At 70.4% G+C, this 15,245-nt stretch carries 18 protein-coding genes and 1 pseudogene; 8 read left to right on the top strand and 11 right to left on the bottom strand.

The genetic code is table 11. The features are described 5' to 3' along the window. Positions 1–110: 110 nt before the first annotated feature. Positions 111–449, bottom strand: a complete 339-nt coding sequence (locus ACWCO3_RS01060) for a hypothetical protein (RefSeq protein WP_145786312.1) — start codon at positions 447–449, stop codon at positions 111–113. Between the two features lie 31 nt (positions 450–480). Beyond that, on the bottom strand, positions 481–825 hold the full coding sequence (locus ACWCO3_RS01055; protein ID WP_145786311.1) for a hypothetical protein: 345 nt from the start codon (positions 823–825) through the stop codon (positions 481–483). Between the two features lie 264 nt (positions 826–1,089). Here ACWCO3_RS01055 and ACWCO3_RS01050 point away from each other — a divergent pair, with 264 nt between their 5' ends. The 3 genes from ACWCO3_RS01050 (at position 1,090) to otsB (ending at position 2,941) form a co-directional block, all read left to right on the top strand. Then, a complete protein-coding gene (locus ACWCO3_RS01050) occupies positions 1,090–1,533 on the top strand; it encodes an XRE family transcriptional regulator (RefSeq protein WP_145786310.1) in 444 nt (147 codons plus the stop codon). A gap of 162 nt (positions 1,534–1,695) precedes the next feature. After that, on the top strand, positions 1,696–2,049 hold the full coding sequence (locus ACWCO3_RS01045; RefSeq protein WP_088986342.1) for a hypothetical protein: 354 nt from the start codon (positions 1,696–1,698) through the stop codon (positions 2,047–2,049). 67 nt (positions 2,050–2,116) lie between these two features. After that, on the top strand, positions 2,117–2,941 hold the full coding sequence (gene otsB, locus ACWCO3_RS01040) for a trehalose-phosphatase (RefSeq protein WP_145786309.1): 825 nt from the start codon (positions 2,117–2,119) through the stop codon (positions 2,939–2,941). 59 nt (positions 2,942–3,000) lie between these two features. On the opposite strand, the gene ACWCO3_RS01035 is transcribed toward otsB, so the two are convergent. From ACWCO3_RS01035 to ACWCO3_RS01015, 5 genes are all read right to left on the bottom strand, one after another. Further along, positions 3,001–3,771, bottom strand: a complete 771-nt coding sequence (locus ACWCO3_RS01035) for an isoprenyl transferase (protein WP_450007814.1) — start codon at positions 3,769–3,771, stop codon at positions 3,001–3,003. Between the two features lie 31 nt (positions 3,772–3,802). Further along, positions 3,803–4,945 (bottom strand): geranylgeranyl reductase family protein, encoded by a 1,143-nt coding sequence (locus ACWCO3_RS01030; RefSeq protein ID WP_145786308.1) that lies wholly within the window; start codon positions 4,943–4,945, stop codon positions 3,803–3,805. Beyond that, positions 4,942–5,067 carry a hypothetical protein gene (locus ACWCO3_RS01025; RefSeq protein ID WP_450007812.1) on the bottom strand — a complete coding sequence of 42 codons (126 nt, stop codon included), beginning with the start codon at positions 5,065–5,067 and terminating at the stop codon, positions 4,942–4,944. Before ACWCO3_RS01025 ends, ACWCO3_RS01030 begins: the two co-directional genes overlap by 4 nt. Positions 5,068–5,281: 214 nt before the next feature. Further along, entirely contained in the window at positions 5,282–6,151 is an 870-nt protein-coding gene (locus ACWCO3_RS01020; protein ID WP_450007810.1) for a hypothetical protein, read from the bottom strand. 37 nt (positions 6,152–6,188) lie between these two features. Beyond that, complete coding sequence (locus ACWCO3_RS01015; protein ID WP_145786306.1) at positions 6,189–8,033, bottom strand: phosphoenolpyruvate carboxykinase (GTP); 1,845 nt, start codon at positions 8,031–8,033, stop codon at positions 6,189–6,191. Between the two features lie 136 nt (positions 8,034–8,169). Between ACWCO3_RS01015 and ACWCO3_RS01010 the strand changes: the two are divergent. The 4 genes and pseudogenes from ACWCO3_RS01010 to ACWCO3_RS00995 form a co-directional block, all read left to right on the top strand. Beyond that, a pseudogene (locus ACWCO3_RS01010) lies at positions 8,170–8,259 on the top strand (GtrA family protein); the annotation flags it as partial. A 213-nt stretch (positions 8,260–8,472) separates the two neighbouring features. After that, positions 8,473–9,009 carry a GtrA family protein gene (locus ACWCO3_RS01005; RefSeq protein ID WP_145786496.1) on the top strand — a complete coding sequence of 179 codons (537 nt, stop codon included), beginning with the start codon at positions 8,473–8,475 and terminating at the stop codon, positions 9,007–9,009. A gap of 63 nt (positions 9,010–9,072) precedes the next feature. Further along, positions 9,073–9,780 (top strand): GtrA family protein, encoded by a 708-nt coding sequence (locus ACWCO3_RS01000; RefSeq protein ID WP_450007822.1) that lies wholly within the window; start codon positions 9,073–9,075, stop codon positions 9,778–9,780. Beyond that, positions 9,777–10,430: a MaoC/PaaZ C-terminal domain-containing protein gene (locus ACWCO3_RS00995; RefSeq protein WP_145786304.1), complete on the top strand. Its 654-nt coding sequence runs from the start codon at positions 9,777–9,779 to the stop codon at positions 10,428–10,430. Before ACWCO3_RS01000 ends, ACWCO3_RS00995 begins: the two co-directional genes overlap by 4 nt. A 45-nt stretch (positions 10,431–10,475) precedes the next feature. Here the strand turns inward: ACWCO3_RS00995 and ACWCO3_RS00990 are convergent, their stop codons facing one another. Together ACWCO3_RS00990 and ACWCO3_RS00985 are read right to left on the bottom strand one after the other, a co-directional pair. After that, positions 10,476–11,048 (bottom strand): PH domain-containing protein, encoded by a 573-nt coding sequence (locus tag ACWCO3_RS00990; protein WP_145786303.1) that lies wholly within the window; start codon positions 11,046–11,048, stop codon positions 10,476–10,478. A 152-nt stretch (positions 11,049–11,200) separates the two neighbouring features. Then, a complete protein-coding gene (locus ACWCO3_RS00985; RefSeq protein ID WP_145786302.1) occupies positions 11,201–12,076 on the bottom strand; it encodes a biotin--[acetyl-CoA-carboxylase] ligase in 876 nt (291 codons plus the stop codon). 84 nt (positions 12,077–12,160) lie between these two features. Between ACWCO3_RS00985 and ACWCO3_RS00980 the strand changes: the two genes are divergently transcribed. Next, complete coding sequence (locus tag ACWCO3_RS00980; RefSeq protein ID WP_450007806.1) at positions 12,161–13,744, top strand: acyl-CoA carboxylase subunit beta; 1,584 nt, start codon at positions 12,161–12,163, stop codon at positions 13,742–13,744. A 146-nt stretch (positions 13,745–13,890) separates the two neighbouring features. Here ACWCO3_RS00980 and ACWCO3_RS00975 read toward each other — a convergent pair whose 3' ends face one another. Next, positions 13,891–14,739, bottom strand: coding sequence for a hypothetical protein (locus tag ACWCO3_RS00975; RefSeq protein ID WP_145786300.1), 849 nt, complete (start codon positions 14,737–14,739; stop codon positions 13,891–13,893). Continuing rightward, positions 14,732–15,232: a SigE family RNA polymerase sigma factor gene (locus ACWCO3_RS00970; protein ID WP_145786299.1), complete on the bottom strand. Its 501-nt coding sequence runs from the start codon at positions 15,230–15,232 to the stop codon at positions 14,732–14,734. The genes ACWCO3_RS00975 and ACWCO3_RS00970 overlap by 8 nt, the downstream gene beginning before the upstream one ends. Positions 15,233–15,245 lie beyond the last annotated feature (13 nt).

The following is a 15,245-nucleotide window of genomic DNA, read 5'->3' as shown; positions in this document are numbered from 1 at the left end:
GGTGGGGCCACCGTCACCGGTCTGACGGGACCCCCGACGGTGCGTGTCCGCCGCGGACGACGCACCGCGTTCGTGGCGTCGGTCGGCGGGACGGCACCCGCCGGCCGACCTCAACCGGTACGTCGGACGAGCGTGCCGGTCGGGTGCCGCCCGGTGATGGGGGCGGCCGGCGCGGTGAACGACGAGCCGGTGTACGTGGTGCCGGGCCGGGGAGCGACGGCGCCCGCCGAGCGGGCCACGCTCGCCGGCGCGACCGACAGGGCCGAGGCGATTGCCGCCTGGGCGTCGCGACGACGTCTGTTCCAGGCACCCCGGTCGCCGTCGAAGTAGCCCTGCCGGTAGCCGAAGCGGTAGCCGATGCGATAACTGAGCTGACCGTGCAGGCGGCCGGCGGCGTAGCTGGTGGCACCGAGCACCAGGACGAGGAAGACCGCGAGGAACGGGCTCATCGGGCAGCTCCGGCCCCGCTCGGACGCCGGGTCATCGCTCCTCCGGCTCGATCGTGGTGGGATCCGCGACGAGCAGCCGGTCCAGGTCATCGGTGCTGACCTCCTCGACCAGCTCGACGCTGATCCGGCAGCCGTCGAGCACGACCTCGGCCACCGAGGAACGGCGGATCTCACCGCCGGCGTCGTAGACCCGGACGCTCAGCTCAGGGCAGCCGAGATGGGTACGCCAGGCGTTCCACTCGGTGCGATCGCCGACGCTCAGCGACAGGTAACGGCAGCCTCGGGCAAGGTAGAGGCGCCAGGGGGCGGTCAGCCCCGCGGCCACCCCCTCGGCGATCAGCCCGAAGGCCTGGGCGCGGGTGGCGAGCTCGGTCACCACACCCCCTCGGCACCGGGGGCGTGACGCATGTGAGCACCAATCGTCTCATGCACGTGACACACCGTAGATTGTCCCATGGGCGTGACAGTATCAGCTTTTCGTCCCCTTACGCTGACCACTACGGGCATCTATTCTGCCCGCGTGACACCCCTCAACAGCGACACCGAATCGTTTACCGGAAATCCGAAGATTCCGTCACGTCCGCGTGACAGCGGCGAGCCGGGATGGGCGCTCACCTCCCGCTGGCCGTACGGTCACGGGGTGACCGAGACGGCCAATGCGCGGAAGATCGCGTTCGCCACCTTCGTGCGGCGCGCCCTGGACGAGGCACGGGCGACCCGGGCCTGGAGCGGCACCGAGGTGTCCCGGCGCACCGGCGTCTCCCGACAGACCATCAACCGATGGGTCCGGGGCGACTGGGCCAGCGACCCGGAGGCCGAGCGGGTCGTCGCCTTCTGCGAGGGCCTGGGGCTGAACCCGGCGGCGGCCTTCGCCGCACTCGGCTGGGACCGCGCCGCGACGGGTCATCGCACCGGTCAGCCCGCCCCTCCGATGGACCCCGACGTTGAGGCGTTGCTGCGCCGACTCGTCGATCCGAACGTGTCGGACGCGGAGAAGTTCCACATCCGCGAAACCATTAGATACCTCGCATACCGCCCAACGTTGCCGGTCGATGTCCGAAAAAGGGGCAATCAGGCCGGGTAGTTCCTCAGATAGCGAAAGAACGCCTGGTCAGGTTCATTCGTTTACCTCCGGGGCAGGAACGGGCACGCTAGCGTCCCTATTCGTACTGCTTGGGCTCGTCATCGGCGGGGGGACGGGACAAGGCCGAACCTAGCCCTGCGGGACAGAAGGAGGGGTCTGTCCATGACCCTGAAATGGTTGGCAGTCGTGGTCGCGACCGTGTCGATGACACTGTGGGCGACCGGCAACGCGGTGACTCTGGCAGTCGACGGCGGGCAACTTCCGCTGCTCGTCAATCTCTTCGTGCTCATCGCCGCCGGCACCGCGGTCGTCCTGGCCGTCGTCGCCGAGCTGCACGAGCGCCTCAACGATCGGATCACCGCCCTCACCGAGTTCCTGGTGGCACGGCTCAACGAGATCGAGAACCACACCGGTGATCGCAACACCGGGTTCGTGGAGGGCTACCTGTTGAGCCACGGCCAGGAGGCGGCGGTGGTGCCGTTCGGCCGGCGCGGACGGGGAGCCGCCGAACGCTGATCGCGTACCGCCGAACGGGTCCGCTCGGCCAGGAATGAGCCCCGATCGCCGGGGTACGCTGACGCGCGTGCCGCCGTTGAATCTGGGCAATCAGCAGCCGAGGACCCCGTTGAACGCCGACCAGGTCTGGCGGACAACCGCCGGCCGGGCCGCCGGGACCGTGCTCTTCTTCGACTTCGACGGGACGCTCGCGCCCGTCGACGACGATCCGACAGCGGTTCGCCCGGCACCCAAGGCGCTGGCCGCGATCGAGGCGTTGGCCCCGGTCGTGCAGCGGGTCGCGATCGTGTCCGCCCGACCCGTCGAGTTCCTCCGGGATCAGCTCGGCGGGCTCGCTGGCGTGGACCTCTACGGCCTCTACGGGCTAGAGCACAGCCATTCCGGCGGGGAGACGGTCACCGAGCCGGCAGCGCTGCCCTGGGTGCCGACCATGGCGGAGCTGGCCGACCAGGCCCGGGCGGAGCTGCCACCCGGCACCCTCGTCGAATACAAGCGGCTCTCCGTCGCGTTGCACTGGCGCACCGCCCCGCAGCTCGGCTCCACCGTGCAGCACTGGGGGGAGGCGCAGGCCGACCGGCTGGGGTTGCGGGTGCAGGCAGGGCGGATGGTGCTGGAGCTCAAGCCGCCTGTCGACCGGGACAAGGGCATGGTCATCGGCGAGGCGATCAAGGGCGCCACCGGCGCCTGGTACTTCGGCGACGACGTCTCCGACATCAAGGCCTTCGCCGCGCTGCGCGCCCGCGCCGCCGCCGACCCTGACTTCCTCGGCGTCTGCGTGGCGGTGGCCAACCCGGAGACCGGTCAGGAGGTGGCCAACGCCGCCGACCTGACGATCGAGTCGCCGGCGGCTCTTGGCGACTTCCTCACCCGGGCACTGACCCACCTGCCCTGACCCCACCAGCCTGGCGGGTGTGGCCCCGCCAGGCTGGCGACGGTCGCGTCTCGGCCCGCTCAGGCGCCGTAGCGGCGTTGCCTGGTGGCGTACGAGCGCAGCGCCCGCAGGAAGTCGATGTGCCGGAAATCCGGCCAGTTGAGTTCGCAGAAGTAGAACTCCGAGTGCGCGGACTGCCAGAGCATGAAGCCGGACAGTCGCTGCTCACCGCTGGTGCGGATGACCAGGTCAGGGTCGGGCTGGCCGCGGGTGTAGAGGTGCTCCGAGATGTGCTCGACGTCCAGCACCTCGGCCAGCTCCTCGAGCGTGCCGCCGGCGGCGGCATGCTCCAGCAGCAGCGAGCGGACCGCGTCGGTGATCTCCCGGCGACCGCCGTACCCCACCGCGATGTTGACCTCCGCGCCGCCGCTGCGCTCGCGCGTGCGCTCCTCGGCGCCCTTGAGCGCCGCCGCGGTCTGCGCCGGCAGCAGGTCGAGCGCCCCGACGATGCGCAGCCGCCAGGGGTTGCCCTCCTCCGCCAGCTCCACCACCAGGTCCTCAATGATCTTGAGGAGTGGGTCCAGCTCACTGGCCGGACGGCGGAGGTTGTCGGTGGCCAGCAGGTAGAGGGTGACGTGCCCGACGCCGGCCTGGTCGCACCAGCCGAGAACGTGCTTGATCTTCGCCGCGCCAACCCGGTGCCCGTCGTTGGGGTCGACGAAGCCCATCTCCCTCGCCCAGCGGCGGTTGCCGTCGCACATCACCCCGACGTGGCGGGGCACCGGCTTACCGGCGAGCTTCGCCGTGAGCCGGCGCTCGTACACGGAGTAGATAAGGTTCCGCAGCGTCATCACCTTGCAGCGTAGCGACCCTTCGTCCAGATCACTGCCTCGGAGCCCCACCCCGCCCGGCCAGACCGATGCCGATCATCGCCAGTGTGCGCGCATTGAGACGCCCGTCACCCAGACCCAGCTCGACCACGTCGTAGAACACCCGGTCGTCCCGACGGGCAGCCCGGACCGCTCCGTCCACCACCCGCCGTCGCCGCGCCAACCAGGCGGCGAACGAGCTGTGCCGCAGGTGGGTGCCGAGGCGACGACGCAGTCCGTGGGCGTAGCGGGCGGCGGCCTCCTCAGGTGCCCGGGCCGCCGCCGCGCCGGCAAGCGCACCGGAGAGCAGCGCGTAGAAGATGCCCTCCCCGGTGAACGGATTGATCAACGACAGGGCGTCCCCGGCCAGCAGCGTGCGACCCCGACCCGGAGCCGGCCGATGGGTGGACAGGGGCAGATGGTGGGCACGCAACGCGGTCACCGTTGCCAGGTCGGTGCCGGGCAGCAGCGCGGCCAGCCGGTCCAGCAGGTAGGACCGGCTCAACGGCTCACCGCGCAGCACCTCCCCGTATCCGACGTTGGCCCGTCCGTCACCGATGGGGAACGACCAGGCGTACGCCGGCCAGCGTGCCTGCGAGGTGACGATGAGCTGCTCGGACGGGCCGGGCAGAGCCGGGGCGTACCCCCGGATGGCCAGCGCGAGGTGCCGGTCGGGATTCTGTGGGTGGCCGAGGGCACGCCGCACCACCGACCCGGCGCCATCCGCGCCCACCACCACCCTCCCGGACAGCTCCCCGTCGAGCACCACCCGGTCGGCGCGCGGCTCGACCCGGCGCACTGTGTGCCGACGCAGCTGGGCGCCGGCCGCCACGGCAGCCGCCACGAGACGCGCGTCGAAAACCTCCCGCGGCACTGTGTACGCGGGTCGGGGCAGCGCCCGGGCCACGGCACCGCCACCCGGCGCGATCATGCGTAACGCGGGCAGCGGGGCGTAGCCCGCAACCGCCTCGGTCACCCCCAGCTCGGCGAGCACGTCCACCGAGTGCGCGGCGATCCCGTCCCCGCACGCCTTGTCTCGGGGGAAGTCGGCCCGGTCCAGCAGCAGCACGCTGGCGCCCGCCCGGCGAGCGGTCAGCGCGGCGGCCGCCCCCGCCGGCCCGGCTCCCACCACCACCACGTCGAACTCGTCGCTCACCGCGCCTCCCTCCAGTCCGAGCCGGCGCTGCCGCTGCCGACGACGACGCGGTCGGCCTTGCGGTCGGCCGGACCGACAATCTCCGCAGCCGCCCCGACGCCGACCGCTGTGACCGACGCCATCCGTCATCCTGCCCCCTGTCCGCCCCTGACGACCGCTCCCGCACCGGCCCGGCAGGTCTCACCCGCCCCCTTTGCTCTGCACCCGCGGAGGCGACGGTTACCGTCCGCGACCGGCGCCTATAGGAATGCAGAGCAAAGGGGGGAATGGCAAGGGCTGGGCCGTGGTCGGCCGACGGGTCGGCATCCAGCGGCGTCGGTGCGGGACCCGCCGTGGTCAGGGTTGACGTTCGGGTCGGGCGGCGTCGGGGGCGCGGGTGGCCCGACGCAGGCCGTAGAGAGCCAGCGCCGCGGCAGCGACCAGCGGGCCGCCGTCGCGGACCAGGCCGTCCACGCCCAGCAGCCACCAGCACAGCGGCAGGTCCACAGCGAGTACGGCGACCGTGACGGCGACCAGCAGGCCACGCGCCCAGTCCTTGCCCCGCATCAGGAACGCGGTGCAGAACAGCACGGCGTAGCTGGCGGCGATGCCCGCCCCAAACCAGAACAGCACTGCCGGTACCGCGCTCAGCCGCCCGTCCAGGATGGATCCCCCGGCCACCAGAGCTGGCACCAGCATCAGCGGGCTGTAGGTGAACGCCGCCACCCGGCTGGTCAACAGCCAGGCGTTGGCCTGCGGTCGGCGCGGAGGGGTCTCCCGCCAGGAGATGCCGGCCCGGTCGATGACGATCCGGGGCCTGTGCCGGACCAGGTGCCCGGCCAGCGCCGACGAGCGGTAGAGCAGCAAGACCACAGCGGCGCAGAGCGCGGTGAGCACGGCGAAACCGAGTAGGCCGGGCAGCGGCGGCACTCCCTGCCGGGGCACGATGAGTCGACCGACCGCGAAGATCGTGGTGACCGCGAGGATCAGCCCGAACGGGCGGGCCACCGTGCGGCCCCGCCGGACGTGCCCGATCAGCAGCAGGAAGCCGAACGAGCGCAGCATCGCCCAGCCGGTCCGTACGGCGAGCCCGAAGCCCTGCTCCGGGGCGTACCACCAGTTGAGCAGCTCGACCACGACGGTCGCCGCCGCCGTCGTCGCGAGCAGGATGGTGAGCACCCGGACGGCGGACGGCCGCCGGACCTGGGTCTCGGCGGCCGTCCTCATGGGATCCGATGATGCCCGCAGGGGGCGGTCTTCACACCTAGCGCTGCGGCTGCGCGGCGTCCAGGCGCGCGCGCAGCGCGTCCAGCTCGGCCCAGAGCACGCCGGGCAGCTTGTCACCGAACTTCTCGAACCACTCGGTGATCATGGGCAGCTCGTTGCGCCACTCGTCCGGGTCGACCTTCAGAGCGATCCGGACGTCCTCCGGGGTCATGTCCAGACCCTCGACGTCCAGCGCGTCCGGCGCGGGGACCATGCCCACCGGGGTCTCGACCGCGTCGGCCGAGCCCTCGATCCGCTCGACGATCCACTTGAGCACCCGGGAGTTCTCCCCGAAGCCCGGCCAGAGGAACGAGCCGTCCGGGTCCTTACGGAACCAGTTGACGTAGTAGATCTTCGGCAGCTTCGCCTCGTCGCCGTCGGCGCCCTTGCCCATCTCGATCCAGTGCCGGAAGTAGTCCCCGGCGTGGTAACCGATGAACGGCAGCATCGCCATCGGGTCGCGGCGGACCACGCCGACCGCACCGGACGCGGCCGCGGTGGTCTCCGAGGAGAGCGTGGCACCCATGTAGACGCCGTGCACCCAGTCGCGGGCCTCGGTCACCAGCGGGACGGTGTCCTTGCGGCGGCCACCGAAGAGGATGGCGTCGATCGGCACGCCGTTCGGGTCGAAGTACTCGTCGGCGAGGATGGGGCACTGGGTGATCGGGGTGCAGAACCGGCTGTTCGCGTGGGAGGAGAGGCTGTCGCTCTCCGGCGTCCAGTCGTTGCCCTTCCAGTCGATCAGGTGCGCCGGCGGCTCCCCCATGCCCTCCCACCAGACGTCGCCGTCGTCGGTGAGGCCGACGTTGGTGAAGACCGAGTTGCCCCGGTCCAGGGTGCGCATGGCGTTGGCGTTGGTCTTCCAGTCGGTGCCGGGCGCGACACCGAAGAGGCCGTACTCCGGGTTGACCGCGTACAGGCGACCATCCGGGCCGAACCGCATCCAGGCGATGTCGTCACCGATGGTCTCGACCTTCCAACCCGGGATGGTCGGCTCGACCATGGCAAGGTTGGTCTTGCCGCAGGCGGAGGGGAACGCGCCGGCGATGTGGTAGACCCGACCCTCCGGCGAGGTGATCTTGAGGATCAGCATGTGCTCGGCGAGCCAGCCCTCGTCCCGGCCCATCACGCTGGCGATCCGCAGGGAGTAGCACTTCTTGCCGAGCAGCGAGTTGCCGCCGTACCCCGATCCGTACGACCAGATCTCCCGGGTCTCCGGGAAGTGCGAGATGTACTTGGTCTCGTTGCACGGCCAGGCGACGTCCTGCTGACCGGGCGCGAGTGGTGCACCGATCGAGTGCAGAGCGTGCACGAAGTCCGCGTCGTCACCCATCGCCTCGAGGACCCGGGCGCCCATCCGCGTCATGATGCGCATCGAGGCGACCACGTACGGGCTGTCGGTGATCTCGACACCGAACATCGGAGACTCGGCCTCGACCGGACCCATCACGAACGGAATGACGTACATGGTGCGACCGCGCATCGAGCCCCGGTACAGATCCGTCATCGTCCGCTTCATCTCGGCCGGCGCCATCCAGTTGTTGGTGGGGCCGGCGTCCGCCTCGTCGACGGAGCAGATGTAGGTGCGTTCCTCGACCCGGGCGACGTCCGTCGGGTCGGTACGCGCGTAGAAGGAGTTGGGCTTCTTCTCCGGGTTGAGCCGGACCAGCGTGCCGGCCTCGACCAGCTCATCGGTGAGGCGGCGCCACTCCTCGTCGGACCCGTCCACCCAGACGACACGGTCGGGGGTGGTCAGTTCCGCGACCTCACGGACCCAGGCGAGCAGTTTCGGGTGGGACGTCGGGGCCTGATCGATACCCCGCACAACAGCCGGAGCAACCATGACACATCTCCTTGTGGTCGACGCTGACCGATCTATGGGATGCACGAGACTCAGCGGCGCGATGCGTCGCCTTCGTGGAAACCTGGGATTGGCCTCAGCGTAAACCGGACAGCCTTCCGAGTCAGTGGGACTGGTTGTGAAGAACTGCACAAGCTATGGCTACGCTGCGGCATCACGAGCTATTACCCGCTTTCCCGCGCAGTTTCACGCAAATCTTGTTGTGCACCCCGGCGGACTCTTGTTGCGGTCGGGCCGTGGACATGCCCCGCCGACCGGAGCGTGGATTCCCGTTCCGGGCCGCGACAGTCCTCCCAATTGGTTACGCTGCGTTCAACCGTTCCGCACACGGCGCTGGGCTCCCGTGTGCGACCCCACCCGCTCGCCGTTGCTACCCCGCCGACCGGTCCACAGCCGGTAGGCTCGCCCTGTGGCCGCCACGATGACCGGGGAGCAACCGGGTCCCCGGCAGACCCGACCGGGCCTGGTCGGCAAACTGCTGGACCGTTTCGGTCACCTCGTCCGCGAGATGAGCAAGTTCGCCACCGTGGGCGGCATCGCCTTCCTCATCGACTTCGCGCTCTTCAACTACCTGACGAGCAGTCGCGGCGTGGAAGAGTTGACGGCGAAAACGATCTCCACGGTGATCGCGGCCTCCGTCGCCTTCCTGGGCAACAGGTTCTGGACGTGGCGCCACCGTCAGCGCAACAACCCGGCACGGGAGTACGCGCTGTTCTTCCTCTTCAACGCGGTCGGCCTCGGCATAGCGGTGGCCTGCCTCGCGATCAGTCGGTACGGCCTCGGCAGCGTCTGGCCGGCCGTGTTCGAGACGCGCCTGGCCGACAACGTGGCCAGCTACATCGTCGGCACCGGGCTCGGCACGCTGTTCCGATTCTGGTCGTACCGGCGGTTCGTCTTCGTCGAAGCGGGAACCCCGACCCTTCCGCAGGTCATGCCGGACCGTGACCACGGGGCGTGACCTGCCGCCCACCCTGTTCGGTCGGTGATCGCCGGCCGCCACGACTGCCCTAAGGTGTTTCGCATGCGTCTTGTCCGTCTGCTGCCTGAGCGCTGGCAGAAGTTCATCCACGAGGCGCTCAAGTTCGGCATCGTCGGCGGCATCAACACCGTCATCAATTACGCGGTGTTCAATGCCCTTGCACTGACCGTTTTCGTCAATGGTCAGTTGAAGGCAACAGTGATCGCGACCATCGTCGCCACGATCACGTCGTACCTCATGAATCGGCACTGGACGTACCGGGATCGTCCGAAATCGGCACTTCGGCGAGAGTACGTCCTTTTCTTCCTATTCAACGGCGCTGGTCTGCTCATCGAGCTCGGTGCGGTGGCCGCAGCCAAGTACGGGCTCGGCGTACACGGCCTGCTGGCACTGAACGTGGCCAAGACCGTCGGCGTCCTGCTCGCCACGCTGTTCCGGTTCTGGTCCTACCGGACCTTCGTCTTCCAGCCTGTCAGCGCTGTCGAGGACGACGACAAGGAGTCGGACTCCACCTGGCACGGCCTCCCACGCGACGAGTGGGACACCATGGCGGAGATGGACCCGGTCGCCGAACTCGCCGAGTCCGTCACCGAGTTGGAGGAGGCGGAGTCCGCCCGCCGCGGCGACCCACCTCCCGGCGCTCCCATGCAGGGGCGGCCCACGCGGCTGAGCGTGAGCCCCGCTGCCGACCTGGGCGCGGAACTCGCCGCAGAGCTGCACGTCGGCACCCGCCGCTCGCCCCGCCGGTGACGCCACCCGCCGCGCGCTCCGGCACCGGGCAACCCGCCGAGCTGTTCTTCGAGGATCTGGTCCCCGGGCTCACCGTCGATCTCGGCGTGGTCACCGTGGACGGCGACGAGATGGTCGCGTTCGCCCGCCGATTCGACCCGCAGTGGTACCACGTCGACCCCGAGCTGGCCGGGGAGAGCCGGCACGGCGGCTTGATCGCCAGCGGCTTCTACACGGTCAGCCTGTTCATGCGCGCCTACGTCGACCATCTGCTGTCCCGGGCGGCTGCGGACGCCTCTCCCGGCCTGGAGGAGCTGCGCTGGCTCGCTCCCGTACGCGCTGGCGACCGGCTCGCCGTCCGGGTCGACGTGATGGGCGCCCGACCGTCCACCGCCCGGCCGGGGCTCGGCACCGTCAGCCTCACCGGCACCATGCTCCGCCTCGGCCCGGACGACCGGCCCGAGCAGGAGGTGCTGCGCACCCGGTTCCGTGGCTGGTTCGCCGCGCGACCGACCGAGGGCGAACCTCCCGCCGCCGACCTGCCCGAATCTGGCGCACCCGGGGCCGAGGTGCCCGACGAGGGCCCGGCTGCGGCCGAGGTGCCCGCCAACCCGACGTCGGCAACCAGCGCGGACGGGCCCCCGAGCGCCCCTGTCGAACCATACGACTGACCCGCCCCGACTTCGGCCAGGGCGGGTCTCGGTCGTTCCGGACGATCAGGTCGTGGTGTCGCGCAGCGGCTTACCCTCGCGCATGTCGGCCAGGATGTCGCGCATCTCCCCGTCGCCCAGCGAGTGCTTGTCGTGCTGCGCCTCGACCAACTCGTAGAGGGTGGTCTGCACGCGGCTTACCCCCGGCACGTCGGCCAGCACCGACTGGCCGCGCTCGCCCGCCGACTCGATGGTGAGCGTGCCGCAGCCCAGCAGACGCTCGAAGAAGTGCTGGTTCATCGAGTGGTCGTTGATCCGGGTGAGCGGGAGGTCCCGCCGGTCCCGGGAGAAGACACCCTGCTGCAACAGCACACGCTCGTTGGTGAACAGGTAATGGGTGGTACGCCAGACCAGGAACGGCCACAGACCCAGCCACAGCACCGCTGCCAGGGCGATCACGCCGATCACGGCCAGCGCGATCGAACCGCCGCTGCTCTCGGGCAGCAGGAGCACACCGACCACCACCGCGGCGATCGCCAGCACCAGCACCACGATCGGCCGGATCAGTGCCTTCCAGTGCGGATGTAGGTGCAGCACGACATGCTCGTCCTTGGTGAGCACGTCTTCGGGAAACGCCACGGGGAACCTCCAACGCCATCTTCTCGACGCGCAGACCGTAAACCCCCCAGAGCCCACCACAACATCCGCCACGCGGCCCCACCCCACTCTTCACGATCTTGCAAAGTGGGCGGCCGGTCGCGGCCGTCGTGCGTTCGACGCCGGTCGTGCGATCAGCGCAGGTGGAGGACGTCACCCGCGGCCAGGGTGCGGGTGGTCGTGGCGGTGGCGACCTGGAGTTGGCCGTCCCGGTCCACCCCGGTCGCGCTGCCGGTCAGCACCTCACCGTCGGGAAGCAGGACGCGCACCTCACGACCGACCGTCGAGCAGGCTGCCAGGTAGGCGTCCCGCAGGCCGCTGGCCACCGCGTCACCGCCCGCCGAGCGCCACCTGTCGTACCACTCGGCCACCGAGCGCAGCAGCGCCCGCAGCAGCGGGTCCCGGTCGGTGGCCGCCGCGCCGGCCAACTGCAGCGACGTGGCCGGCAGTCCGGTCGGATTCACCGGCAGCTCGTCCGCACGCAGCGTCACGTTGAGCCCGATGCCGAGCACGATGGCCGCCGGCTCCTCCGGTGCACGGCCAGGCACCACCTCGGCCAACACGCCCGCGCACTTCGCGTCGTCGATCAGCAGGTCGTTGGGCCACTTCAGGGAGGCCTCCAGCTCGGCCAACCGGGCCACCGCCTCCACCAGCGCCACGCCGGCCAGCAACGGCAGCCACCCGTACCCCGTGGGTGGCACCGGTAGCCAACCGCGGTCCGGCACGGCCTCCCCGGGCCGCAGCAGCACGCTGGTGGTGATGCCGGCCCTCGCCGGCGACTGCCAGACCCGACCGCGTCGGCCACGCCCGGCGGTCTGCTGCTCGGCGACCACGACCAGGCCCTCGGGCTCGCCGACCCGGGCGGCCTCGGCCACGTCGGCGTTGGTGGAGCCGGTCTCGGTGCGCAGCTCCAGGCGGGCCCACGGTCCGTCCGGCGCGACCAACGCGCGGCGCAGCCGGGCCGCCGACAGCGGCGGGCGATCCAGATTGGTGTACGGGGAGCCCGACATCCCGTCAGCCTACGGCGGTCGTCCCGTCGGCACTGAGGCGTACTGCACAGCGGCACCCACCTGAACCATCGTTATATTCCCTGGGTGACTACCGAGACCGGGACCAACATCCACAGCACCGCGGGCAAGCTGGCGGACCTGGAGCGCCGGGTCGACGAGGCGGTGCACGCCGGGTCGGCCCGCGCGGTCGAGAAGCAGCACGCGCGCGGCAAGAGGACCGCCCGCGAGCGGATCGAGATGCTGCTCGACGAGGGCTCCTTCGTCGAGCTGGACGAGCTCGCCCGGCACCGGTCCACGGCCTTCGGGCTGGAGAAGAACCGCCCCTACGGCGACGGTGTGGTCACCGGCTACGGCACGGTGGACGGCCGGCAGGTGTGCGTCTTCGCACAGGACTTCACGGTCTTCGGTGGCTCACTCGGCGAGGTCTTCGGCGAGAAGATCGTCAAGGTGATGGACCTGGCCATGAAGATCGGCTGCCCGGTCGTCGGCATCAACGACTCCGGCGGCGCACGCATCCAGGAGGGCGTGGTCTCGCTCGGCCTCTACGGGGAGATCTTCTTCCGCAACGTACGGGCCTCCGGTGTCATCCCACAGATCTCGCTGGTGATGGGGCCCTGCGCCGGCGGCGCGGTCTACTCCCCCGCGGTCACCGACTTCACCGTGATGGTCGACCAGACCTCGCACATGTTCATCACCGGACCCGATGTCATCAAGACGGTGACCGGCGAAGACGTCGGCATGGAGGAACTGGGCGGAGCCCGTACGCACAACTCCCGCAGCGGCAACGCGCACTACCTCGCCAGCGACGAGGAGGACGCGGTCGACTACGTGAAGGCGCTGCTGTCGTACCTGCCGTCGAACAACCTCGACGAGCCGGTGGTGTTCGAGGCGCCGGCGGATCTAGAGATCACCGACGAGGACCGCGAGCTGGACACGCTGATCCCAGACTCCGCCAACCAGCCGTACGACATCCACACGGTGATCGAGCACGTCCTCGACGACGGGGACTTCCTCGAGGTCCAACCGCTCTACGCGCAGAACATCGTGGTCGGCTACGGCCGGGTCGAGGGGCGGCCGGTGGGCGTGGTCGCGAACCAGCCGATGCACTTCGCCGGCACCCTGGACATCGCCGCCTCGGAGAAGGCCGCCCGGTTCGTCCGTACCTGCGACGCGTTCAACATCCCGGTGCTGACCTTCGTGGACGTGCCCGGCTTCCTGCCCGGCACCGGCCAGGAGTGGGACGGCATCATCCGCCGGGGCGCCAAGCTCATCTACGCGTACGCCGAGGCGACAGTCCCCAAGGTCACCGTGATCACCCGCAAGGCGTACGGCGGGGCGTACGACGTGATGGGCTCCAAGCACCTCGGCGCAGACCTCAACTTCGCGTGGCCCACCGCCCAGATCGCCGTGATGGGCGCGCAGGGTGCGGTCAACATCCTCTACCGCTCCGAGCTGGCCGGCGCGGACGACCCGGCCGCGGTCCGGGCCGAGAAGATCGCCGAGTACGAGGACACCCTGGCCAACCCGTACGTGGCCGCCGAACGCGGGTACGTCGACGCGGTGATCCCGCCGCACGAGACGCGTACCCAGATCGTGCGGGCGCTGCGCGTCCTGCGTACCAAGCGGGAGACCCTGCCCCCGAAGAAGCACGGCAACATCCCGCTCTGAGCCCGACCTGCGCCGGCGATGATCCGCGCACGTGGCTCGCGCCGGCTTGATCCGCGCAACTTCACGGATGTTGCTGCCTCCGGGCCTTACGAGGCACCAACATCCCTGATGTTGTGCGGATCATCGCCGCCTGGGCCAGGTCTTCTTCAGCAGGGCGGGTTGGCGGCGGCGCACATCCGGGCCGCCGCCACCACGGCAAGCTGCATGAGTTCCGCCTCGGTGCTCTCGTAGCCGAGGCGGAGCACCGAGACGGTGTCGCCCACCCGGACGACCGCCAGCAGGATCGGCGACGGATCGTCGGCGAGCGGCTGCCCGGTCTGCACGTCCCGGGGGGCGGTGAGCGAGTCCCGCAGGATGGCGGCGTCGTCCCCGGCGAAGCCCCGCTGCGCCACCGACCACCGGTGCAGCGCTTCTGCCGTGCGGGTGCCTCCTGCCGTCAGGATCGGCCCCACGCTGAGCCATTCGGCACAGGGCGCGACAAGGTCGTCCAGACTGGCGAAGACCTGGGTGGCCGCCTCCGGCGTCAGCCGGAAGAGATCCTGCATGACCAGTACCCGCCGATCCTCCTGGACGCCCGGCGGGTGCTCCCGCAGCAGGGTCTGCGAGCGGGACCAACGCGAGATCTGCCAGCCCTCCGGTAGCGCCTGACTGGTCCGGCAGTAACCGAGCATGTCCTCCAGCCGGACCGGCTCCCCCAGCCCCGATTCGCCGAGCTGCACGCCGACCGGTTGGGCCAGGTCGGCCGGCTGCAACAGTGCGTCGGCGGTGATCTCACCGCGCGTCGGTGCGGCGGCTGGCGCGCTCGTTGACGGAGATTGCCGCGGAGCAGCGACCGCCACGCCGGCAACCCCGGCGAGGGCCAGTACGGCGGTGGCCGCCACGATTCTGCGCTGGCTGCGTCGGCGGGCCTGGGCACGGATCTCCTCCGGACCGGGCCACCGCACGTCCTGAAGGTCCCGCTGGACCTGTTCGACGAACGTCAGGTCGTCATGCATCGGTGGCCTCCTCCAGGTCAGAGACGGCGAGCAGCCCGGCGAGCGCGGCACGCCCCCGGGAGAGTCGGGCCTTGACGGTGCCCACCGGGGCTTCGGTCTCCCGTGCCACCTCGGCGACCGGCATACCCATCAGGTAGTAGAGGGCGATGGCGACGCGTTGCTCCTCGGGCAGCCGACGCAGGGCGGCGACCACTTCGACGGTGTCGGTGCCCGGGCCGGGGACGGTCTCGGTGGCGCCGTGCCGCAGGTACGCGCGGGCCCGGCTGCGCAGGCTGCGCCACCTGCTGACGGCGATCCGGCTGGCGACCACCCGCACCCACGCCTCCGGGTCGTCGTAGCCGCTGACCGTGGACCAGCGCTGCCACGCCCGGATGTACGCCTCCTGCACGGCGTCCTGCGCCTCGCCCCGGTCGCCGGTGAGCACGTAGACGAACCCGAGCAGCCGTTGCCGGCTCCCCCGGTAGAACTCGTCGAACCCGTCGACGTCCGGCACCCGCTACCTCCCC

This window comes from Micromonospora sp. NPDC002411, assembly GCF_053592955.1.
This window is presented reverse-complemented; position numbering and strand designations above follow the sequence as displayed.